16 protein-coding genes and 3 tRNA genes are annotated in these 20,606 nt (G+C 33.0%); 13 read left to right on the forward strand and 6 right to left on the reverse strand.

From position 1 onward, the window contains the following. Window positions 1-23 precede the first annotated feature (23 nt). The 6 genes from ACRASX_RS12790 (at window position 24) to ACRASX_RS12815 (ending at window position 6,079) form a co-directional block, all read left to right on the forward strand. On the forward strand, window positions 24-1,112 hold the full coding sequence (locus ACRASX_RS12790) for an N-acetylmuramoyl-L-alanine amidase family protein (protein WP_432221507.1): 1,089 nt from the start codon (window positions 24-26) through the stop codon (window positions 1,110-1,112). A gap of 74 nt (window positions 1,113-1,186) precedes the next feature. After that, window positions 1,187-2,296 carry an N-acetylmuramoyl-L-alanine amidase family protein gene (locus tag ACRASX_RS12795; protein ID WP_432221508.1) on the forward strand — a complete coding sequence of 370 codons (1,110 nt, stop codon included), beginning with the start codon at window positions 1,187-1,189 and terminating at the stop codon, window positions 2,294-2,296. A gap of 50 nt (window positions 2,297-2,346) precedes the next feature. Continuing rightward, window positions 2,347-3,309 (forward strand): MlaD family protein, encoded by a 963-nt coding sequence (locus tag ACRASX_RS12800; protein WP_066309406.1) that lies wholly within the window; start codon window positions 2,347-2,349, stop codon window positions 3,307-3,309. A 12-nt stretch (window positions 3,310-3,321) separates the two neighbouring features. Next, complete coding sequence (locus tag ACRASX_RS12805) at window positions 3,322-4,656, forward strand: 4Fe-4S dicluster domain-containing protein (RefSeq protein ID WP_432221509.1); 1,335 nt, start codon at window positions 3,322-3,324, stop codon at window positions 4,654-4,656. 105 nt (window positions 4,657-4,761) lie between these two features. Beyond that, window positions 4,762-5,553, forward strand: coding sequence for a (Fe-S)-binding protein (locus ACRASX_RS12810; protein ID WP_066309395.1), 792 nt, complete (start codon window positions 4,762-4,764; stop codon window positions 5,551-5,553). A gap of 43 nt (window positions 5,554-5,596) precedes the next feature. Continuing rightward, entirely contained in the window at window positions 5,597-6,079 is a 483-nt protein-coding gene (locus ACRASX_RS12815; protein WP_066309392.1) for an ABC transporter ATPase, read from the forward strand. Between the two features lie 65 nt (window positions 6,080-6,144). Here the strand turns inward: ACRASX_RS12815 and ACRASX_RS12820 are convergent, their stop codons facing one another. After that, entirely contained in the window at window positions 6,145-6,843 is a 699-nt protein-coding gene (locus tag ACRASX_RS12820) for a carbohydrate-binding family 9-like protein (RefSeq protein ID WP_432221510.1), read from the reverse strand. A gap of 155 nt (window positions 6,844-6,998) precedes the next feature. Here ACRASX_RS12820 and ACRASX_RS12825 point away from each other — a divergent pair, with 155 nt between their 5' ends. Continuing rightward, a complete protein-coding gene (locus tag ACRASX_RS12825) occupies window positions 6,999-8,654 on the forward strand; it encodes a M1 family metallopeptidase (RefSeq protein WP_432221511.1) in 1,656 nt (551 codons plus the stop codon). Between the two features lie 281 nt (window positions 8,655-8,935). On the opposite strand, the gene ACRASX_RS12830 is transcribed toward ACRASX_RS12825, so the two are convergent. Next, the gene (locus ACRASX_RS12830; RefSeq protein ID WP_432221512.1) at window positions 8,936-10,189 is read right to left on the reverse strand and encodes an OmpA family protein; all 1,254 of its coding nucleotides are present in this window, start codon (window positions 10,187-10,189) and stop codon (window positions 8,936-8,938) included. Window positions 10,190-10,796: 607 nt separating this feature from the next. Between ACRASX_RS12830 and ACRASX_RS12835 the strand changes: the two genes are divergently transcribed. Beyond that, entirely contained in the window at window positions 10,797-11,837 is a 1,041-nt protein-coding gene (locus ACRASX_RS12835; RefSeq protein WP_432221513.1) for an agmatine deiminase family protein, read from the forward strand. Between the two features lie 77 nt (window positions 11,838-11,914). Here the strand turns inward: ACRASX_RS12835 and ACRASX_RS12840 are convergent, their stop codons facing one another. From ACRASX_RS12840 to ACRASX_RS12850, 3 genes are all read right to left on the reverse strand, one after another. Beyond that, entirely contained in the window at window positions 11,915-13,186 is a 1,272-nt protein-coding gene (locus tag ACRASX_RS12840; protein WP_066309375.1) for a DUF2130 domain-containing protein, read from the reverse strand. Between the two features lie 244 nt (window positions 13,187-13,430). Beyond that, complete coding sequence (locus tag ACRASX_RS12845; RefSeq protein ID WP_432221515.1) at window positions 13,431-14,192, reverse strand: NlpC/P60 family protein; 762 nt, start codon at window positions 14,190-14,192, stop codon at window positions 13,431-13,433. Window positions 14,193-14,258: 66 nt separating this feature from the next. Then, window positions 14,259-15,437 carry an acetyl-CoA C-acyltransferase gene (locus tag ACRASX_RS12850; RefSeq protein ID WP_432221516.1) on the reverse strand — a complete coding sequence of 393 codons (1,179 nt, stop codon included), beginning with the start codon at window positions 15,435-15,437 and terminating at the stop codon, window positions 14,259-14,261. Window positions 15,438-15,676: 239 nt separating this feature from the next. On the opposite strand from ACRASX_RS12850, the gene ACRASX_RS12855 reads away from it, so the two are divergent. From ACRASX_RS12855 to ACRASX_RS12865, 3 genes are all read left to right on the forward strand, one after another. Further along, window positions 15,677-15,763 (forward strand) — tRNA-Ser (locus ACRASX_RS12855). Between the two features lie 19 nt (window positions 15,764-15,782). Next, window positions 15,783-15,857, forward strand: a tRNA-Pro gene (locus ACRASX_RS12860). 40 nt (window positions 15,858-15,897) lie between these two features. Further along, window positions 15,898-15,971: transfer RNA gene (locus tag ACRASX_RS12865), tRNA-Arg, on the forward strand. Window positions 15,972-16,405: 434 nt separating this feature from the next. Here the strand turns inward: ACRASX_RS12865 and ACRASX_RS12870 are convergent. Next, window positions 16,406-17,950, reverse strand: a complete 1,545-nt coding sequence (locus tag ACRASX_RS12870) for a hypothetical protein (protein WP_432221517.1) — start codon at window positions 17,948-17,950, stop codon at window positions 16,406-16,408. 155 nt (window positions 17,951-18,105) lie between these two features. On the opposite strand from ACRASX_RS12870, the gene ACRASX_RS12875 reads away from it, so the two are divergent. Continuing rightward, window positions 18,106-19,272 (forward strand): 2-isopropylmalate synthase, encoded by a 1,167-nt coding sequence (locus tag ACRASX_RS12875; RefSeq protein WP_082706621.1) that lies wholly within the window; start codon window positions 18,106-18,108, stop codon window positions 19,270-19,272. A 23-nt stretch (window positions 19,273-19,295) separates the two neighbouring features. Further along, window positions 19,296-20,414, forward strand: a complete 1,119-nt coding sequence (gene leuB, locus ACRASX_RS12880) for a 3-isopropylmalate dehydrogenase (RefSeq protein ID WP_432221518.1) — start codon at window positions 19,296-19,298, stop codon at window positions 20,412-20,414. Window positions 20,415-20,606 lie beyond the last annotated feature (192 nt).

Raw genomic sequence — 20,606 nt, forward strand, 5'->3', positions numbered from 1 at the left:
TTTAATTAAATTAACTTTTAAAAATGAAATTCAATTCTAAGAAATTTATTTTAATTGCGATAGTATTATTGTTTTCAAATAGTTATCTCTTTTCTCAAAACAAGCATACATTTACTATTGTACTTGATGCGGGACATGGCGGTAAAGACCCAGGAAATTCCTATCATGGTTTTGTAGAAAAAGAAATTGCACTTAAAACTACTTTAAAAGTAGGGCAATTATTAGAAAAAGATAAAGATGTCAAAATAATTTACACACGTACTTCGGATGTATTTATTGAATTAGCAAATAGACCAAAGGTTGCTAATAAGGAGAATGCAAATCTATTTGTTTCTATTCACTGCAATTCAGTTAAAAATTTAGCTCCTTTTGGTACCGAAACTTTTGTAATGGGATTGTCGCGACATGATATGAATCTGGAAGTGGCTAAAAGTGAGAACTCTGTGATTTTATTAGAAGACAATTACAAGCAAAAATACCAAGGTTTTGATCCCAACAAACCAGAGTCATTAATTGGACTTACGATGATGCAAGAGGAAAATTTAAACAGCAGTATTAATTTAGCAACTAATATTCAGGATAATTTTACCAATAATCTAAAAAGAAATTCGAGAGGTGTAAAACAACAGCCTTTATGGGTATTAGATGCTGCTTACATGCCAAGTGTTTTAATTGAGTTAGGCTTTTTATCAAATAAAGAAGAAGGTAAGTTTTTAAATTCCGATGATGGACAAAATAAAATGGCAAAACAAATTGCCGATGCTATTTTAAATTATAAAAGTAAATATTACGGTGAAAAGTTTATTGCTGCTTTAGAGCCTTCATCAAGAGAAGAGGTAACCAAAAGTAAAAAAGTAGACGAGTATTCAACCGTGAAACAAGTTAGTTCTCCGGGTGGTGTTATTTATAAAGTGCAACTTGCTGCAAGTTCTCAGAAATTAGCCTTGAAACCAGAAAATTTTAAAGGATTAAAAAACATATCTTGTTTGGTTTCTAATAAATTGTATAAATACATGTACGGTGAGACTTCAAATATCGATGAAGCACGAAAAATGCAACAAGAAGCTAGAAAAGCTGGATTTGCCCAAGCGTATGTAGTTGAATTTAACTAATACAAACTAACGTATTAAAGAGGTAGTTGGTTACTACGTGAAAAATAAAAAGGAACTATAAAATTTTAATATTGATGAATAAAATTAAAAAGTATTTTTTTAACTCATTATTGTTTGTACTGTTGCTAGCTTACAGTTCTGCTTATAGTCAAAACAATAGTTTCAAAGTAACTTTAGACGCAGGTCACGGCGCTCACGATTTTGGAGCTGTCTATAGTGGTCGAATCGAGAAAAATATAGCTTTGGCCATCGTTTTAAAAGTAGGAGTACTATTAGAATCGTATGCTAATGTAGACGTTTCGTACACACGTAAAACAGATGTATTTATAGATTTGGTTGAGCGAGCAAACATAGCCAATCGGGCCAATGCTAATATTTTTGTATCCATACATTGCAATGCGAGCAAAAATACCACTGCCTTTGGTACAGAAACCTATGTAATGGGATTAAGTAAAACGGCATCAAACTTAGAAGCAGCAAAAAAGGAAAACTCTGTTATTACTTTAGAGCAAGATTACAAACGTAAATATGAAGGTTTTGATCCTAATTCGCCAGAATCAATGATCGGAATGACTTTAATGCAAGAGGAATATTTAGAGTATAGTATTTCTTTGGCTAGTAAAGTAGAGAATGAATTTGATAAATTAGGAAAAAAATTGCGCGGTGGTGGAGTAAAACAAGCGCCATTTATGGTTTTGCATAAAGCTTACATGCCTAGAGTATTAATAGAAACAGGCTTTATTTCTAATCCTGAGGAAGGAGATTTATTAAACTCTGAACATGGACAAAATGAAGTAGCAAAGGCGATTGCAGACGCAATTATTAGTTATAAAAAAGAATATTTTGGCAGTGGAACTGCTGAAAATATTGAAATTAAACCAGTTGTAAGAGAAAATGCTCCAGCACCTCTTCCAGCGGTGACGGTTGTTGATGGCGTCTTTTTTAAAGTTCAGTTGATGGCGAGCACAAAAAAGTCGGCCTTGAATCCTAAGAATTTCAATGGATTAAGTCCAGTTTCTGTAGTATACGAATCTAATGTTTACAAGTATACGTACCAGCAAACTGCTGATTATGAAAAAGCAAAGTCATTTTTGAATGAGGCAAAAAGCAAAGGATACCCTTCAGCGTTCTTGGTTGCGTTTAAGAATGGTCAGCGAATCAACATCCAAGATGCGATTAAATAATCGCATAAATTCGATTAATTTATATTAAATTTGTACAAAATTCAGATATTTTGAAAGTAACAAGAGAGATCAAAACGGCAGTTTTAGTAATTGCATCAATATTATTATTTATTTGGGGTTATAGTTTTTTAAAAGGAAAAGAATTATTTACTAGCTACACTACTTTGTACGTTGTTTACGATAATGTAGAAGGCCTTTCTGCGTCAGCACCAGTAACATTAAATGGGTTAACGATTGGTAAAATAAGTGGAATAACAATCGACGAAACTACAGGCAAGCTGAAAGTAAGCATGCAAATTAAAACAGACTTTCCAATTTCGAGAACAAGTACTGCTACTATGTACTCACCAAGTCTGATCAGCGGCAAGCAAATCGCAATTCATCCTAATTTTGAAGATAAAGAATTAATAGAAGACAATCAGTTTTTAGCTAGTTCTGTAGAGTTAGGTTTGACAGATTCATTAGGAGAAAAGATCGAACCGATACAAAAAAAGCTGCAAAAATTAATGTCTAATATCGATTCACTTGTCACAGGTTTAAATAATGTTCTAGATAAAGATGGACAAGACCATTTAAAGAGAAGCTTAGCAGAATTGAGTCATACTGTACAGCAATTTCACAGAGCATCGACTAGTATTAATTCGTTGTTGGACCAAAACAAGTCTCAGATTAATGGAATGGTAACGAACTTCAATAAAGTGTCAAGTAACTTTTCTAAGATTTCAGATTCTATAAATAAAGCAGATTTAGGAAAAACAGTCAGAAACTTAAACTATACTTTAGGAAAAGTTGACGTTTTAATGGGTAATTTACAATCTGGTAAAGGAACTGCTGGCAAATTATTAAATGATGAAGCTTTGTATAATAATCTCAATTCGACTTCGCAAGAATTAGAGTTACTTTTACAAGACCTTAGGTTAAACCCAACCCGTTATGTAAATGTTTCTTTATTCGGAAAGAAAAATAAACCGTATGTTGCTCCAGTTACAGATTCAATTTCTACAAACAATTAATTTTATTTAAATATGAATTACCTAGATAATATTTTGTTTGCTATTTTATTAATTATTGGTTTTGGTTATTTTGCTTTTAACGTAAAAAAACTAATCAGAAATATTAATTTGGGAGCAGCTGTCGATCGAAAAGATAATCCCAAAGCAAGATGGGCCAACATGGCTCTGATTGCATTAGGCCAATCGAAAATGGTCAAAAAGCCAATTGCAGGCGCATTGCATATTATAGTTTACGTTGGTTTTGTAATTATTAATATCGAATTATTAGAAATTATTATTGACGGACTGTTTGACACACATCGTGTTTTTGCTCCGTTAGGAGTTGTTTACGATGTTTTAATTGCCTCGTTCGAAATACTAGCATTTTTAGTGTTAGTGGCTGTAATAGTTTTTTGGATTAGAAGAAATATCATTAAAATCAAAAGATTATTCAATAAAGATTTAGAAGGATTTCCAAAAAATGATGCCAATTATATTTTATACTTTGAAATTGTTTTGATGTCATTGTTTTTATTAATGAATGCATCCGATTATCACTTGCAAAATCTTCCCGAACAATTTTCTCATTTTATCAAAGCAGGAAGTTTTCCAATAAGTCAGTTTATTACTCCAATTTTTAACGGAATGAGTAACGAATCTGTGCTGATGTTAACTGAATTATTTTGGTGGATGCACATTATTGGTATTTTAATTTTTCTGAACTACTTGTATTTTTCTAAACACTTACACATTTTATTAGCTTTTCCCAATACATATTTTGCAAATTTAAAACCGATGGGACAGTTTGATAATTTAGAATCTGTAACCAAGGAAGTAAAGTTAATGATGGACCCAAATGCAGATCCTTTTGCTGCGGCAGCGCCGGTTGAAGGTGAAGCGCCAGCTAAATTTGGTGCAAGCGATGTTCAAGATTTAAATTGGGTACAGTTAATGAATGCATACACATGTACCGAATGTGGACGTTGTACATCAGCTTGTCCTGCTAATCAAACGGGTAAAAAATTGTCTCCTCGAAAAATTATGATGGATACTAGAGATCGATTAGAAGAGGTAGGTAAAAATATAGATACTAATAAAGGTGTTTTTGTGCCAGATAATAAAGCGTTATTAAACGATTATATTACTCCAGAGGAACTATGGGCGTGTACGTCTTGTAACGCTTGTGTTGAAGAATGTCCAGTAAATATCAATCCACTTTCTATTATTATAGATATGCGTAGATATTTAGTAATGGAGCAAAGTGCTGCTCCAATGCCATTAAACACAATGATGAGCAATATTGAAAATAACGGTGCACCTTGGCAGTACAATCAGCAGGACCGATTGAACTGGAAAGACGAAAATTAGATAGCGTAATCTCAATCAAAGTTAATTTTCAAATTGAAATGAATTTCTAAAAGAGAATTATTTTTTTATTTTAAACAAATAGCCCTAACCTATAAATATCACACCATGTCAGAAAATTTAGTAGTACCCACAATGGCAGAAATGCTGGCTCAAGGCAAACAACCAGACGTATTGTTTTGGGTAGGATGTGCGGGAAGTTTTGATGATAGAGCAAAAAAAATAACGAAAGCATTTGTAAAGATTTTAAATCATGCTAATGTATCATTCGCCGTTTTAGGAACAGAGGAAAGCTGTACAGGTGATCCTGCAAAAAGAGCCGGTAATGAATTTTTGTTTCAAATGCAAGCCATGATGAACATTGAAGTTCTGAACGGCTACGAAGCTAAGAAAATTGTTACTGCTTGTCCGCATTGCTTTAATACGATAAAAAATGAATATCCAGAATTAGGCGGAACTTACGAAGTGGTTCACCATACGGAGTTTCTTAAATCGCTTTTAGATGAGGGAAAATTAACAATCGAAGGTGGACAATTTAAAGGTAAAAAGATAACTTTTCATGATCCTTGTTATTTGGGTAGAGCAAATAATATTTATGAAGCACCGAGAGATTTAATTCAGAAATTGGACGCCGAGTTATTAGAAATGAAACGTTCTAAAGCTAATGGTCTTTGTTGTGGAGCAGGAGGAGCGCAAATGTTTAAGGATGCAGAACCTGGTACGAAAGAAATAAATATTGAAAGAACTGAAGATGCTTTAGAAGTTCAACCAGATATTATTGCTGCTGGCTGTCCGTTTTGCAACACCATGTTGACCGATGGTATAAAAAATAAAGAAAGAGAAAGTGATGTAAAAGTGATGGACATCGCTGAATTAATTGCTACAGCAAACGATTTGTAATTGTATTATAAACCGTGGAATTTCAATTTTAAAACAATAAGTTATGTACGTACCTTTTGACGATTTACCCGAGGATTCTAGAATTTGGATTTACCAATCGAATAGAAAATTTTCTGATGAAGAATTTTCAGCTATTGAACTAGATTTACAAGATTTTTTGAAGGACTGGGCCGCACACGGAACAAGTTTAGAATCGTCCTATTTATTAAAGTACAATCGATTTATAATTATTGCTGTAAATCAAGAGGTTCAAGCTGCTACAGGTTGTTCAATTGACAGTTCGGTAGAATTTATACAAAGTTTAGAGCGAAAGTATGAAGTTGATTTGTTGGATAAAATGAATGTAACTTTTAAACAAGGCGAACACATCGCACACAAACCTTTAATTGATTTCAAGAAAATGGTCAAAGATAAGTCGGTTACTGCAAACACAATTGTCTTTAACAATTTAGTTAATTCTATACAGGAATTTAATGAATCATGGGAAGTTCTTGCCGAAGATAGTTGGCACAGTCGCTTTTTTTAGGATTAATAAACACCTATATGCAAACCGTCTTCATTATAAAGACGGTTTTTTTTGTATTTATAAATTTATTCAACAAATTCTAAAGTGGCAAATTCTTTTGGTTGATGAAAACCGTAGGTTTTACTGTCATAACTTTTTAGCGATTGGTATTCTGTTTTCATCCCGAAGTCAATTCTAAACAAATTTGCTTTCCATTTCGTTCCAATTTTAGGGGTTCTAAAATTAGTAGAGACAATGGATTTTAAACTTTCGAACGGAATTTCAATTTCAACGGTATAATCATCTTTTACAATTTTTGAAATAGTTTTACTATTTTTTAAGTTCATCGATATATCAGTTTTCCATCCGCCACAATCTTTAGAAATACAGTGAACTATCAAATCATATTGACTAGAATAGGCATTAACTCCTAATTCTAGGTACTGCCTTCCATCACCATCTGGATCAATAAAAACTTCAACTAAATCATCAGTACTAAAAATGTAGGCATCGTTAGTGCGCTCTTTTCCAATTATTTTTGTGTCCATGCATTTAAATGCAATAAATAAACTGATTTTATTCCACGAAAGTGCAGCATAAGTTAATTGCGTTGATTTTTGCCCTGAGTTATGAATGGCAAACGGACCTAAAAAAGGAGTTTCCCAATCAGACAAATCACCATCAATCTTTATGTTCTTTTTTAATTGTGGCACCAGGACATTTTGTGCAGAAGCTTCCATTGAAGTAAAAATAAGAACTAGGTAATAAAATAACTTTAGTTTCATAATAGGTTGGTCACTTTGGGATTTCAAATATAAGATTAAACTGTTAAACATTACCAGTTGGTAATTCAAATAGATTTATCTTTTACTTTGATTGGTTACATTTGTCTCAAATTTTAGCAGCATTCACTGCTAGCCATTTAATAATATAAAATTTTATGAAACAATACATAGCTTCTTTAATTGTCGCATTTTGCGCTGTCGACGTTGCCAATGCGCAGGGTCTTTTGGATAAAGCTCCAACTCAATTTACACATCAAGATACTTTACGTGGCAGTATTACACCCGAAAGAGTTTGGTGGGATTTAAAATACTATCATTTAAATGTAAAAGTAAATCCAAAAGACAGTACAATTGTAGGTTCAAATAAGATACGATATACTGTTTTGAAGGAATATAAAACAATCCAAATCGATTTACAGGAGCCAATGCATATTGATAAAGTAGTTCAGGATGGAAAAGAATTAACTTTTAAAAGAGATGGAAATGCTTTTTTTATCGATTTAAAAGCAAGTCAAATTATAGGACAGTCCAAAGAACTTATTGTGTTTTTTGGTGGAAAGCCGAAGGTAGCCGTTCGCCCGCCTTGGGATGGTGGAATTACATGGAGAAAAGATGCTAATGGTCTTGATTTTATTGCATCCTCCTGTCAAGGTTTGGGGGCTAGCGTTTGGTGGCCCAACAAAGACCATATGTACGATGAAGTAGAGAAGATGTTGATTAGCGTGAACGTACCTGGTAATTTAACGAATGTTTCAAACGGTCGACTACAAAGTGTAAAAAAAGAAAAAGATGGTACAAGAACCTTCAACTGGTATGTTTCTAATCCTATTAATAATTACGGTGTAAATATAAACGTCGGTGATTATGTGAATTTTTCGGAAAAGTACAAAGGAGAAAAAGGCAATTTGGACTGCAGTTACTATGTTTTAAGAGATAATTTAGGAAAAGCGAAAGAGCAATTTAAGGACGTACCGAGAATGATTGAAGCTTTTGAGCATTGGTTTGGTCCTTATCCATTTTATGAAGACAGCTATAAATTGGTTGAAGCTCCTTACTTGGGCATGGAACACCAAAGCTCTGTTACTTATGGTAATGGTTTTAAAAACGGTTATTTAGGTCGTGACTTAAGCCATTCTGGCTGGGGATTAAAGTTTGACTTTATTATAATTCACGAATCAGGACACGAATGGTTTGCTAATAATATTACATACAAAGATATCGCTGACATGTGGATTCATGAAAGCTTTACCAATTATGGCGAGAGTCTTTTTGTAGAGTACTTTTATGGAAAAAAAGCAGGATATGAATATGTACGTGGAGTTAGAAAGAATATTGCCAACGACATTCCAATTATTGGAAAGTACAATGTCAACAGTGAAGGTTCAGGCGATATGTATTATAAAGGAGCGAATATGTTGCACACTTTGCGACAGTTGGTTAACGACGACGAAAAATGGCGTTCTATTTTACGGGGTTTAAACAATACTTTTTATCATCAGACGGTTACGACTGAGCAAATTGAAAAATATCTTAGTATTCAAAGCGGTATAGAATTGCAAAATTTTTTCGATCAGTACTTGCGAACTACGATGGTGCCAACTTTAGAATATTATTTTACCGAAAATCACTTGAGTTACCGCTGGATTAATTGTGTTACAGGTTTTAATATGTCTGTAAAGATTAACTTGAATGGAGTAGAAGCGCTGTTACATCCGACCACAGAAATACAAGATTTAAAAACTACAACTTATCAAAATAATTTAGTTATCGATGAGAATTTTTATGTAGCTGCAATGGATCTTTCAAAATAACATAAAGACTACCTATTTAAAAACCAGTCTAGAGACTGGTTTTTTTTTTATTAAAAAATAATTACAATTTTTTCATAGAATAGAACGCCATAGAAAGCTGTTTATTTTACTGCTGCAATAATTACATTACTTTGCAGATTGTAATAAAAGTTTAATAACTATGCTACTATTTTTATTCCTGACTATGTACAAAAAAAATGGGTTCGACTTTAATTAAAAAGTCAAACCCAAATTTTTTAAAGTGACACTATGTTTAAGACAGTATCAGTATTTCGATTGTATTATTTTACTTTAAAAGTAACTCTTCTTACAATTTGTCTAGCTTCTGCTGAGTTTTTGTTTACTGAAGAATCTTCACCGTTAGCAATAACGTTTAATCTTGAAGCATCAATTCCTGCACTTGTAACTACATTTTTAACCGCTTCTGCTCTTCTTAGAGACAATTGTTGGTTATAATCAGAGTTTCCAATTTCGTCAGAGTATCCAATGATGTCTGCAGATTTAGAAGGATTGTTTTTCATATATTTTACTAAGAAATCAACACCTGATAATGAAGCATTTGTTGGTTTTGACGAATTAAAGTCAAAATATACATTTACATAACCATCATTAATTAATTGCTCTACAGTTCCATTTGTAGCAACACTACCTTTTTGACCGTAAGTTGCTTCTAAATAGCTTTCTAATTCGTCTGGAACACCGTTTTGATTAGTATCAATAGCTTGTCCTTTAGTATTAACAGCAACTCCAGCAATAGTGTTTGGCTCTAAATCATATAGATCAGCAACACCATCTTTATCAGAATCAACAAGACCTGTTTCGATCAAACCTACTCTATATTCTAATTCACTAGTTTTATCTTCTATGAACCAATCTGCATGTTTCTCGTTTTTACCTAAGTAAAATGTTAAACCAACAGAACCGTTCAATAAAACTCCGTCAAAAGAACTAGAAGTTGTTTGGCCCATTCCGTCAAAATTGTTTTGTTGTTGACCGTGAACGATTCCAGTAATGTCTCCTGTTAAAACAACACTGTTGCTTAATTTGATTTGACCTGTCATTCCCATTATTCCATGGCTCATGTAGTCTTTTCCATTAAAACCATTTTCTGATTGTAATTGAGATACTCCAAATCCACCGTGAGCTAATAAACCTAATGTATTAGTCCATGTTTCAAAATCTAAAACTCTACCTAAGTTTACAACCCCTTGTAAACTTGTTCTCATGTATTTTGAGTCGAAAGAAGCAGTATTGTCTCTTTCTTGAAATTCATCATATCCAAAGTCTAATTTTAAACCTACTTTTGGATTAAACATATATCTAACACCTAAATCTGCATGAAAAGGGCTAAGTGTTGAAGTTGAGTAACCAGGAGTCATTGCTCTAGTTGGTTTGTTTAAACCACCATTAAGTTCGATAGACCATCTGTCGTACGATTTTTCTGGAGCCATGTTAATTGCAACCGGTGTAGCTTCTTGCGCATTAGCCGCAAAAGACATAAGTATAATTGATAATGATGCTAACTGTTTTTTCATGATATTAATTTTAATTTGATTTTTGTAAGTGTTTCTGTTTTTAAAATGTTTGACAAATATAGGCAATGAGTTCAATTGATAGTTGTATATCTGATTACATAATTCCCATGTTTACGGGACTTCAGTGTTAATCTTATCGTAATTTTAACAATATTTTACTTTGTTTTTTACTCTTTTAATTTATGTAATTGGTTTTATATTAGTAGGGTACGAGCTAATTAGACTAATAATAAACAAGATTTGTTGTTAATCGAAATTGTTAAAAACTGATTTTTACTTTAACAAAAAATAATACAATTTTTTTGAATTTGTAGGTTTAAACTTATTATAAAATAAAGGTTTTTAAACGCAAAATCAGAGATTTTATTGTTGCGATTTTGCTTTTTTTCAAATGTAGTCTTGAAATCGACCATAGAGTACAGTATAAAACGCAATTACAACAGTCCTTTCCAATTTTATTGTAATTTTTCTAAATTAGATTTTTTTTACAGCTATTCCTTTTGCTTTTATTAACTTAACATAAGTATCAAAGATGACCTATCGTTATCGCTTTTAAATCTCATACGAATGCATATCTTTGTACACTTTATAATTTTATCACCTATATATGACATCAAATACAAGAAGGTTTCCGGCAGAGTGGGAAAAACAACAAGGAATCGTTTTATGTTTTCCTTATAATGGTACCGATTGGCCAGGAAAATACGAGACGGTACAGTGGGCTTTTGTAGAGTTTATAAAAAAGGTTGCGAGTTATGAAACGGTATTTTTGGTTGTTGTCGATCAAAAGCAACAAGATAAAGTAACTGATATGTTAGAAAGAGCACATGTAGCTTTATCAAATGTTGAGTTTGTAATTCATAAAACCAATAGAAGTTGGATGCGTGATTCGGGGCCAATTGTGGTTTACAACGGAAAAGAAAGAGAAGCACTCAATTTTAATTTTAATGGTTGGGCAAAATATAAAAATTATCAGTTGGATAGGGGAGTGCCTTTAAAAATTGCTACACATCTTGATATCCCATTAACGCAAGTTATTTATAAGGGAAAACCAGTTATTGTAGAAGGTGGAGCTATTGATGTAAATGGTAGAGGAACATTATTAACATCGGAAGAATGTTTGATGGATCCAGCAATTCAGGTTCGTAATCCTAATTTTACCAAAGAAGACTACGAAGCAGTTTTTAAAGAATATTTAGGTATAACCAATGTGATATGGTTAGGAGACGGAGTAAAAGGCGACGACACCCACGGGCATATTGACGACTTATGCCGTTTTATAAATGAAGATACCATTGTTACCATTATAGAAACCGACAAAAATGATCCGAATTATGCACCATTGCAAGATAATTTAAAGCGTTTGCAAAATGCAAAGTTAGAAAACGGAAAATCACCTGTAATTGTGGCGCTGCCAATGCCAAAACCTATTGAATTTGAGGAATTAATATTACCAGCGAGTTATGCTAACTTTTTAATTTTGAATAAATGCGTTTTGGTTCCCACTTTCAATGATGCTAATGATAGAGTGGCTCTAAATATTTTAGCAGAATGTTTTCCAGATAGAGAAGTAATCGGGATTAGTGCAATAGATTTAATATGGGGATTTGGTACCTTACATTGCTTGAGCCAGCAAATTCCAGAATAATAAAATTTTTGAAAACTCATAAAAAAAAACTCTTACTTATTTAAAAGTAAGAGTTTTTTTGTTTTAATTTTTAGCTCTTACTCTAATTCGGGAACCGGTTCATCTTCAATAAAATCCAATTCTAATGCCCGAACGGTTTGCACTGCATTTCCTGCAATACCTCGAATAGAGCCGTACATTCCTAATGTATTACTCACCACTTTTTCAATTTGTTTTTCTCTTTGTTTCCAAATGCGTTGCATTGCTCTTTTTTCAGAATCTAGATCCGATTGCATCTGAGTAAATCCTTCGACAATTCCTTCAATTTGCAAACGAAATTCGTTACTGGTTAAGAAGTCATATAGCATTGCCATTTTATCTCCTTTATTTTCTTGCGCTTGCACTGCTTGACTGACCTGAATTAATGATTGTCGCAAGACATTACTCAAACCTTTAAATTCGTCGTAAGTACAAATCCAAATACCATCGCGCATTCCCATTCGATCCATTCCGCTTGGCATAACTTCGGTGACTAAAACGCCAATGTTTGCTTTTTTATCGCGAATATCATTTTTGAATTTTTCAATCCAAGCTGGTTGAAAGGCTTTGGTTCGTTTACTCTCATAATAAATAGAACCACAATTTTGAAGTTCACGAGTATTTACAATCTGCAAGCAATCGGCGCCATTAGCTCCTTTTTTTATCTCGTCAATACTATCCAAAGGGAAGTTATTCGCCAACCATTCTTCAATTGCAAGCTCCATTATTTCGCCTTGCAGTTGCATTGAACCTTGCTCTTGCTTGCGTTTCATTTCTTCGGTTAACTTTTTCTGTTCTTCAAGCTGCTTTTGTAGTTCCTTAAATTTTAGTTCGTTTTTATCGTCTTCTTGTTTTCTAATTTTTTCGCGTTCTAAAACTAAAGTCAAATTCAGTTGTTTTTCTGCTTCTGCCTGGATTGCATCTTTCATTTCCAACTTTTCACGTTGCAGCTTAGCAATTTCGCCTTCCATTTTATTAAGCTCTCTGATTTTTGCTGATTTTTCCGAAAGTTCTTTTTCCATCAATGACAAAAGGTCTTTATTTTCGTCATTGAGTTTTGTTTTTATTTTTTCGGTAATCTCTTTTTCTGCCAATTTTTTTTCACGCTCTAAGCGTTCTGCAAAAAGTTCGTTTTCGTGCTTCTTTTTGGCTTCAAATTCCAATTTAGCTTTTTCAAATTGCTCGTTTTTATGTGCTAATTCTTTGGCTTGAATAGTTGCTTTTTGCTGGTACTCTTTTCGGATACTATCTTCAAGCTGGTGCTTTAAAATATCATTAACATCGATTGTTGTTCCGCAATTAGGACATTGAATTGAAGACTGCTCTGCCATTTTGAAAAAGATTATTTAGTAAAAGAAGGTTTTTGCGCTAAGGTATTTAAAAGATAGTTTAAAATTGCTAAATTTTTAAAATTGATAAGTTTTGAAGTAGTAGAAATTACTACTTTTAGCACTACTTATTTTTTATTCGACGACGGTCGTATTGATAGGAATAAAAAAACAACATAATCAAGTAGTTAAAAAGTAAAATAGATTCTGATAGTATAAATTGTTAGAATTTCACTTTAAGTCAGAATTAAATTATTTTTTTAATTACTCTTAATTTGTGCGTGTGCTTATTAATTTCCGGATTGTAAATACCTAAATGATCCAAGCGGTCAATACGAACTTTACCACTGGCATGAATGATGTAATTATTATCCATTATAATACCCACATGGACAATATTTCCTTCATCATTATCAAAAAAAGCTAAATCACCTGCTTCACTTTCTTCAATAAAACTCAAAGGTTCTCCTTCACGTGCTTGTTGCGAGGCATCGCGCTGTAATTTGTATCCATTTAGCTTGTAAACCATTTGTGTAAAACCAGAACAGTCAATACCAAAAGGTGTTTTTCCGCCCCAAAGATAAGGCGCGTTTAAATACATAAACGCAGTATTAATTAAGTTGCTTTTTGCTTTTATTCCGCTTGTTCGTGTTCCTTCAAATTCAAAATTAGCGGTATTAATTTCACTATTATTTAAAAAAGATAGAGAAGCTCCTAACGGAATGGGTAATAATAAATTATCTGGAGCAGTAATATAGTCAATTAAATCAGCATTTAAAATAATTGATTCTTCACTTAATTGCTTAAAGTTTTCTTCGGAAATAATTTGAAATTGCTTCGAATCTACCCAACCCTCGTAACCATCAAACTGAATTTTTATTCGCGCCCATTGCTTGTCTCGCTCTAAAATTTCTATATGTTCACCAAATAAAAGCTGTGTAATTATTTCGCTTCTATCACTAGGTTCAAATCGTACGGGCACTATGGCAAGGTTGCAAATTCCGAACATTTATGTAATTTATTAGTTAAAAAATTTAGCGCTATGTACATTGTCTACATAACGCTAAAAAGTAATTTAAGCTCTTTCTATGACAATTGCCGAAGCACCACCACCACCATTGCAAATGGCCGCTGCTCCAATTTTTGCGTTATTTTGTTCTAAAACATTTATTAAGGTAACAATAATTCTCGCTCCTGAACATCCAAGTGGATGACCTAAAGAAACTGCTCCACCGTTAACATTAACTTTGTTGTTCTCTAATTCAAGTATTTTTGAATTTGCTAAACCAACTACTGCAAAAGCTTCGTTAAATTCGAAATAATCTACGTCACTAATTGAAATTCCTGCTTTATCCAATGCTTTTGGAAGCGCTTTTGCTGGACTTGTTGTAAACCATTTTGGTTCTTGAGCAGCATCTGCATAGCCATTAATATAGGCTAGTGGTCTTAGGCCTAAAGATTTTGCTTTTTCTTCACTCATTAAAACCAAAGCAGCAGCACCATCATTTATGGTAGACGCATTTGCAGCAGTTACTGTTCCGTCTTTAGTGAATACAGCATTTAATGAAGGTATTTTGTCTAATTTAACATTGGTATATTCTTCGTCTTTTGAAATAATAATTGGTTCTCCACGTCTTTGAGGTACTTCAACAGGTGTAATTTCGTTATCAAATTTACCATCTTCCCAAGCTTTAGCACTTCTCTCGTAAGACTGAATAGCGTAATTATCTTGGTCTTCTCTAGATATTTGATATTCGCTAGCACACATATCAGCGCAAACTCCCATTGCGTTGTTGTCGTAAGCATCTGTTAAGCCATCTTTTTGCATTCCGTCAACCATAGTTGCAGGACCAAACTTTGTTCCGTGACGAAGGTGTAGATAATGCGGAATTTGGCTCATGTTCTCCATTCCCCCAGCAATCACAATTTCGGCATCACCGCAAGCAATCGCTTGAGCGCCTAACATCACTGACTTCATTCCAGAGGCACAAACTTTATTAATAGTAGTACAAGCAACGTTTTCAGGCAAACCGGCGTAAATGGCAGCTTGGCGCGCTGGTGCTTGACCAACTCCAGCTTGTACCACATTACCCATGTATACTTCGTCGACTAATTTTGGATCTAATTTTATTTTGTCTAATGCGCCTTTAATGGCAGCAGCTCCTAATTTTGGTGCTGAAACTGTAGATAAACTTCCCATGAAACTTCCGATAGGTGTTCTAACGGCAGAAACGATAACAACTCTTTTGTTCATTTTCTGTGTATTTGATTAGTATAGCAAATTTACTGTTTATTTGTAGATATTCAAATTTTGGAGGTTTCTATTCGATTTTAAAATTTTATTTTAAAATAATATAAATTCTATTCATTTGATAGTGAAGTCTTTTAGATCTAAACTCAAAATAATATAAAAAAAAGCATCAAAATACTTGTCAGTTCTCTAATGATGTCATACCTTTGCCACCGCAAAACAGGACAAGTTTCCTTGAGCTTGGAGAGTTGCCTGAGTGGCCGAAAGGACTTGTTTGCTAAACAAGCGTATGGGAAACTGTACCAAGGGTTCGAATCCCTTACTCTCCGCTTCAAGTTTTTTGCCTTACGGGGTGTAGCGTAGCCCGGTTATCGCGCCTGCTTTGGGAGCAGGAGGCCGCAGGTTCGAATCCTGCCACCCCGACTACAATAATTAGTTGATACTAATTAATATTTGAAATATTGGACGCATAGCTCAGTTGGATAGAGCACCTGCCTTCTAAGCAGGCGGTCGAAGGTTCGAATCCTTCTGCGTTCACTATAATAATTAAGCCTTTACAGAAATGTAAGGGCTTTTTTTATGACTTTTTACGAAAGTTTAAAAAATAATTTTGATCTTTTTTAGATTTTTTCTTCAAAATTTTGGAAAAAAAGATAAAAAGTCGCTCTATTTGCTGAAGTTACATCCGTTTTACTGTCTAAGTAATTGTTTTGAGTAAATGATCAGTAGACTGATTACTGGCAATTTTCTTAGTATAAACGGAAAATTCATAATAATTATCCGTACTAGAGGTGGTACTCTAATTTACGGCGTAGATTAACTGAAACGTAAAATCAGTGGCCAGCTTTAGTTGTTCTGATTAGTAAAACTGAAGGTGCTAAATTTAAATAGTGAATTGATCCAAAAAAAAATGATTGTCTAAATTTAATAGACAATCATTTATTTAAAATTGAGTCCTTTAGACTGAAAAATTAGCGGCTATTTAATTTACCTTTTTCTCTAATTATGTCAGCAATTTTACGATTATCTATTTTGCTTTCTAACCACGAAATAATATCTAAGTATAAAAACGCCCGCTTTTCGTAAGTGTTTTTCTCGAGTTCAATAAATCGCTCTCTCATTTTAATGAATTCTTTTTTAATATCACTTGGATAAAAGTTATTCAAGTTCTTTAAAAACTTTATAATTTCTTTTTGAACTTCATGTAAGTCGTTCATCTTTAGTAGAAATTTATACGTATTTTTTAACTGATTTTCTAAGTAGTAATCTTTTCCTAACTCATAATGGACAATTAGACACAATATTCGAGAGAAACACATTAAATCTTCTCTCATCGAAAGATTCTTGTTGTTTATGATTTTCTCCAAATAAAAAATAGACTCATTGTATTTTTCATTTCCAAAATAGATGCAAGCAATTTTATAGTAGAACATCATTTCGTGATGCTCGTCTAAGTGCTCGTTGTGAATTTTAATTTTTTCTAAAATTTCAGGAATCAAATATTCACTTTCTTCGAAAGATGCTTCTAAAATATGAAGATTCAATTTGTTGTTGTATAAATACAGAAAGGACAAAGAAGCGACATTATCATTGACTGGAAATTTTGGATCGTTAATGGTTTCCTCCAGTAAATTCAAGTATTTTTTAAAGTTCGACTTGTATTTTAACATATATAATGATTCCAAAAAGTAATGATTTCCCTTTAAGAAAAACACTGGGTTTTGATAAATCATATTCGGATTGTCATAAAATAAATTTACCCATTTGTAGGCATATTTATAACTAGCCAAAAAATCTTGAACTAAAAAGCTGCGCCACAAATTGGCATTATAAAACCAATATTTCTCTCTAAATCCGAATTTATTCTCGTCAAATTTAGAAATGTGTTTTTGAAAATAATCATCTATATAACGGTATTCTTCGTCATTTTTTACGTAACCTGTTTTCAGCATTATGCCGTACAATTGCAAAGACAAATTCGACAATTTACTAGAAATGGTATTGCGATAATTCAATTCTTTGGCTTGAACTACCAATTCATCAGCTCGTCCTTGAATACTTCGAGTAATATATTGTGATTCAATCAGCTTTTCAAATTCAACAATTTCATAAGCCATGTATTTCTCATCGTGCTCCATAGCTTGTATTTTAGTCTTATCTAAAATTTTCAAACTCTGTTTGTAAAGTCCTTTATTGTATAAGATTCCTGCAAAATCCATCTGCTCGCGCAATTGATATCGAACATTTTGACTTGGTATATTCAATCGGATACTTACTAAAACTTGTTTGTATAAGTATGATTTTAAGTTAGATAGCTGTACTTTTTTTATACTTCCACTTTTTAAAATCAACTTTTCATCATAGTTTTCTGACTTGTCTAAAATATTAAACAATTCAATAAATTTTGTATTCGAACTTGTTTCTAATCGGCTTGCAAAAATTTTGAATTGTCTTTTTTCAGATTTCGAGAGGGATTTTATCAATACAAATAAAAAATCTTTTTGATGGTTAGCCATTGTAAAATATAATAATGTAAATAACTGATTTTCATTTAGTTATATGATTATAACTAGTCGTATCAACAGTATATTTTGGATTAAATGAATTTCTTACTTGAGTATAAGATTATATGTTTGTTATCAAGATGTGAAATTACATTAAATAAATGAAAATGAATAGAGAGAAAGTTCAAATTTTTGATACCACTTTGAGAGATGGTGAACAGGTCCCTGGATGTAAATTAGATACAAAACAAAAATTAGTAATTGCAGAACGCCTCGACCAAATGGGTGTTGATGTCATTGAAGCTGGTTTTCCTGTTTCTAGTCCTGGTGATTTTTTGTCTGTTTCTGAGATTTGTAAAATTGTAGAAAATGCTACGGTTTGCGGACTAACACGAGCGGTTAAAAATGATATTGATGTTGCAGCAGCAGCTCTTAAACATGCCAAGAGACCGAGAATACATACCGGAATTGGGACTTCAGATTCTCACATCATTCACAAGTTAAACACGACAAGAGAAGATATTATTGCAAGAGCAAAATTTGCTGTTGCTCATGCGAAAACTTATGTGGAAGATGTAGAGTTTTATGCTGAAGATGCTGGACGAACAGATAATGCTTTCTTAGCGCAAGTTTGCGAAGAAGTTATTAAAGCTGGAGCGACAGTTCTTAATATTCCTGATACTACCGGCTACTGTTTACCAGAAGAATACGGTGCAAAAATTAAATACTTAAAAGAAAACGTAAAAGGTATAGAAAATGTAATTATTTCATGTCACTGTCATAATGATTTAGGAATGGCAACTGCTAATTCTATTGCAGGAGCGGTTAATGGTGCAAGACAAATTGAATGTACTATTAATGGTATTGGAGAAAGAGCAGGAAATACGGCTTTGGAAGAAGTGGTGATGATTTTTAAACAACATCCCTATCTTAATTTAGATACCAATATTAATACTCGACAATTGAACGAAATGAGTCGTTTAGTATCAGAAAGTATGGGAATGATGGTGCAGCCTAATAAAGCGATTGTTGGTGCGAATGCTTTTGCGCACAGTTCGGGTATTCACCAAGACGGTGTTATTAAAAACAGAGCGACCTACGAAATTATGGATCCATTAGATGTTGGAGTAAATGAATCGTCCATAATTCTTACCGCTCGTAGTGGTAGAGCAGCTTTGGCTTATCGTGCTAAGAAAGTAGGTTATGAACTTACAAAAGTGCAATTGGACTTAGTTTATATTGAGTTTTTAAAATTTGCAGATATTAAAAAAGAAGTAATCGATGAAGACATTCATCAAATCGTTGAAGCTTGTCGATTGGAAGTTTGCTTGTAAAAGAACTAAAAAAGTAGCACAAAATGGAATTAAAAATTGCAGTTTTAGCAGGAGATGGAGTGGGACCAGAAGTTGTTTTGCAGGCTAAAAAAGCTTTGCATGCAATTGCAGACGTTTTTGAGCATACTTTTATTTTTGAAGATGCGCTCATGGGAGCTGTCGCAATCGAGCGAACAGGAAGCCCATTGCCAGAGCAGACTCTAAATTTATGTTTAAATACCGATGCTGTTTTGCTTGGTGCAATTGGCGATCCTAAATTTGATAACAATCCGTTAGCAAAAGTACGTCCAGAACAAGGATTGTTAAAACTACGGAAATCACTAGGGTTGTTCACAAATATTCGTCCGATCAAACCCTATCGACCATTGCTAAATGCATCTCCTTTAAAAAGAGTTATTATAGAAGGAGTTGATTTTGTAATTTTTAGAGAATTAACGGGTGGTGCTTATTTTGGAGAAAAAAAAATAAACGAGGCGGGAACTTATGCGTCTGATTTATGCGAATATTCAAAAGAAGAAATTACGAGAATAACACATTTGGCCTTTCAGGCGGCTCAGAAAAGACGCAATAAAGTAACATTGGTTGATAAGGCAAATGTTTTAGAAACGTCTAGACTTTGGCGAAGAGTAGTAAAGGAGATTGCTGCACAGTATCCTTCTGTAGACTTAAACTTTCTCTTTATCGATAATGCTGCAATGCAAATTATAGTAAATCCAAAACAGTTCGATGTTATTTTGACAGAAAATTTGTTTGGAGATATTTTGTCGGATGAAGCAAGTGTAATTACAGGTTCAATTGGATTGCTAGCATCGGCATCTTTAGGCGAAAAAAATGCATTGTTTGAACCGGTTCACGGATCGTATTCTAAAGGAAAAGGAAAAAACATTGCGAATCCAATTGCCTCGATTTTATCTGCAGCGATGCTTTTAGAACATTTTGGTTTACAAGACGAAGCAGGCAAAGTATATGAAGCAGTTGAAAAAGCTATAGAATATCAGGTAGTTACTAAAGATTTAAAGCCTGATTCTAACTTTGGAACACATGATGTAGGAGATTTTGTAGCAAATTATATTTTAAGCAAAGATGATTTGCTTTATTTCAATAATGATAACGTTCATATCGGTCAATCAACAATAGTCTAGTTGATTATGTTAAATATTTAAAAATAATAACAAGAAGAATGTGAAATGTTGATTTTTTATTTTTTTAGGTCTAATGCTTTTTATACATTTGTCCTATCCAAAAGTAAAAATGAAAAATTCAATTATTATTTCTTCTATTATTAATGTCATTGTGATAATCACAACGGATTAGGGAAGCGTATAAATATAATT

Origin of the sequence: Flavobacterium sp. TMP13 (genome assembly GCF_050847115.1) — a bacterium.
Classification (GTDB): Bacteria; Bacteroidota; Bacteroidia; order Flavobacteriales; family Flavobacteriaceae; genus Flavobacterium.

Excerpts from the sequence above, each read along its gene's own strand:
- ACRASX_RS12790 (WP_432221507.1), top strand. The coding sequence starts at position 24 with ATGAAATTCAATTCTAAGAAATTTATTTTAATTGCGATAGTATTATTG.
- ACRASX_RS12795 (WP_432221508.1), top strand. The coding sequence starts at position 1,187 with ATGAATAAAATTAAAAAGTATTTTTTTAACTCATTATTGTTTGTACTG.
- ACRASX_RS12805 (WP_432221509.1), top strand. The coding sequence starts at position 3,322 with ATGAATTACCTAGATAATATTTTGTTTGCTATTTTATTAATTATTGGT.
- ACRASX_RS12810 (WP_066309395.1), top strand. The coding sequence starts at position 4,762 with ATGTCAGAAAATTTAGTAGTACCCACAATGGCAGAAATGCTGGCTCAA.
- ACRASX_RS12815 (WP_066309392.1), top strand. The coding sequence starts at position 5,597 with ATGTACGTACCTTTTGACGATTTACCCGAGGATTCTAGAATTTGGATT.
- ACRASX_RS12820 (WP_432221510.1), bottom strand. The coding sequence starts at position 6,843 with ATGAAACTAAAGTTATTTTATTACCTAGTTCTTATTTTTACTTCAATG.
- ACRASX_RS12825 (WP_432221511.1), top strand. The coding sequence starts at position 6,999 with ATGAAACAATACATAGCTTCTTTAATTGTCGCATTTTGCGCTGTCGAC.
- ACRASX_RS12830 (WP_432221512.1), bottom strand. The coding sequence starts at position 10,189 with ATGAAAAAACAGTTAGCATCATTATCAATTATACTTATGTCTTTTGCG.
- ACRASX_RS12835 (WP_432221513.1), top strand. The coding sequence starts at position 10,797 with ATGACATCAAATACAAGAAGGTTTCCGGCAGAGTGGGAAAAACAACAA.
- ACRASX_RS12840 (WP_066309375.1), bottom strand. The coding sequence starts at position 13,186 with ATGGCAGAGCAGTCTTCAATTCAATGTCCTAATTGCGGAACAACAATC.
- ACRASX_RS12845 (WP_432221515.1), bottom strand. The coding sequence starts at position 14,192 with ATGTTCGGAATTTGCAACCTTGCCATAGTGCCCGTACGATTTGAACCT.
- ACRASX_RS12850 (WP_432221516.1), bottom strand. The coding sequence starts at position 15,437 with ATGAACAAAAGAGTTGTTATCGTTTCTGCCGTTAGAACACCTATCGGA.
- ACRASX_RS12870 (WP_432221517.1), bottom strand. The coding sequence starts at position 17,950 with ATGGCTAACCATCAAAAAGATTTTTTATTTGTATTGATAAAATCCCTC.
- ACRASX_RS12875 (WP_082706621.1), top strand. The coding sequence starts at position 18,106 with ATGAATAGAGAGAAAGTTCAAATTTTTGATACCACTTTGAGAGATGGT.
- leuB (WP_432221518.1), top strand. The coding sequence starts at position 19,296 with ATGGAATTAAAAATTGCAGTTTTAGCAGGAGATGGAGTGGGACCAGAA.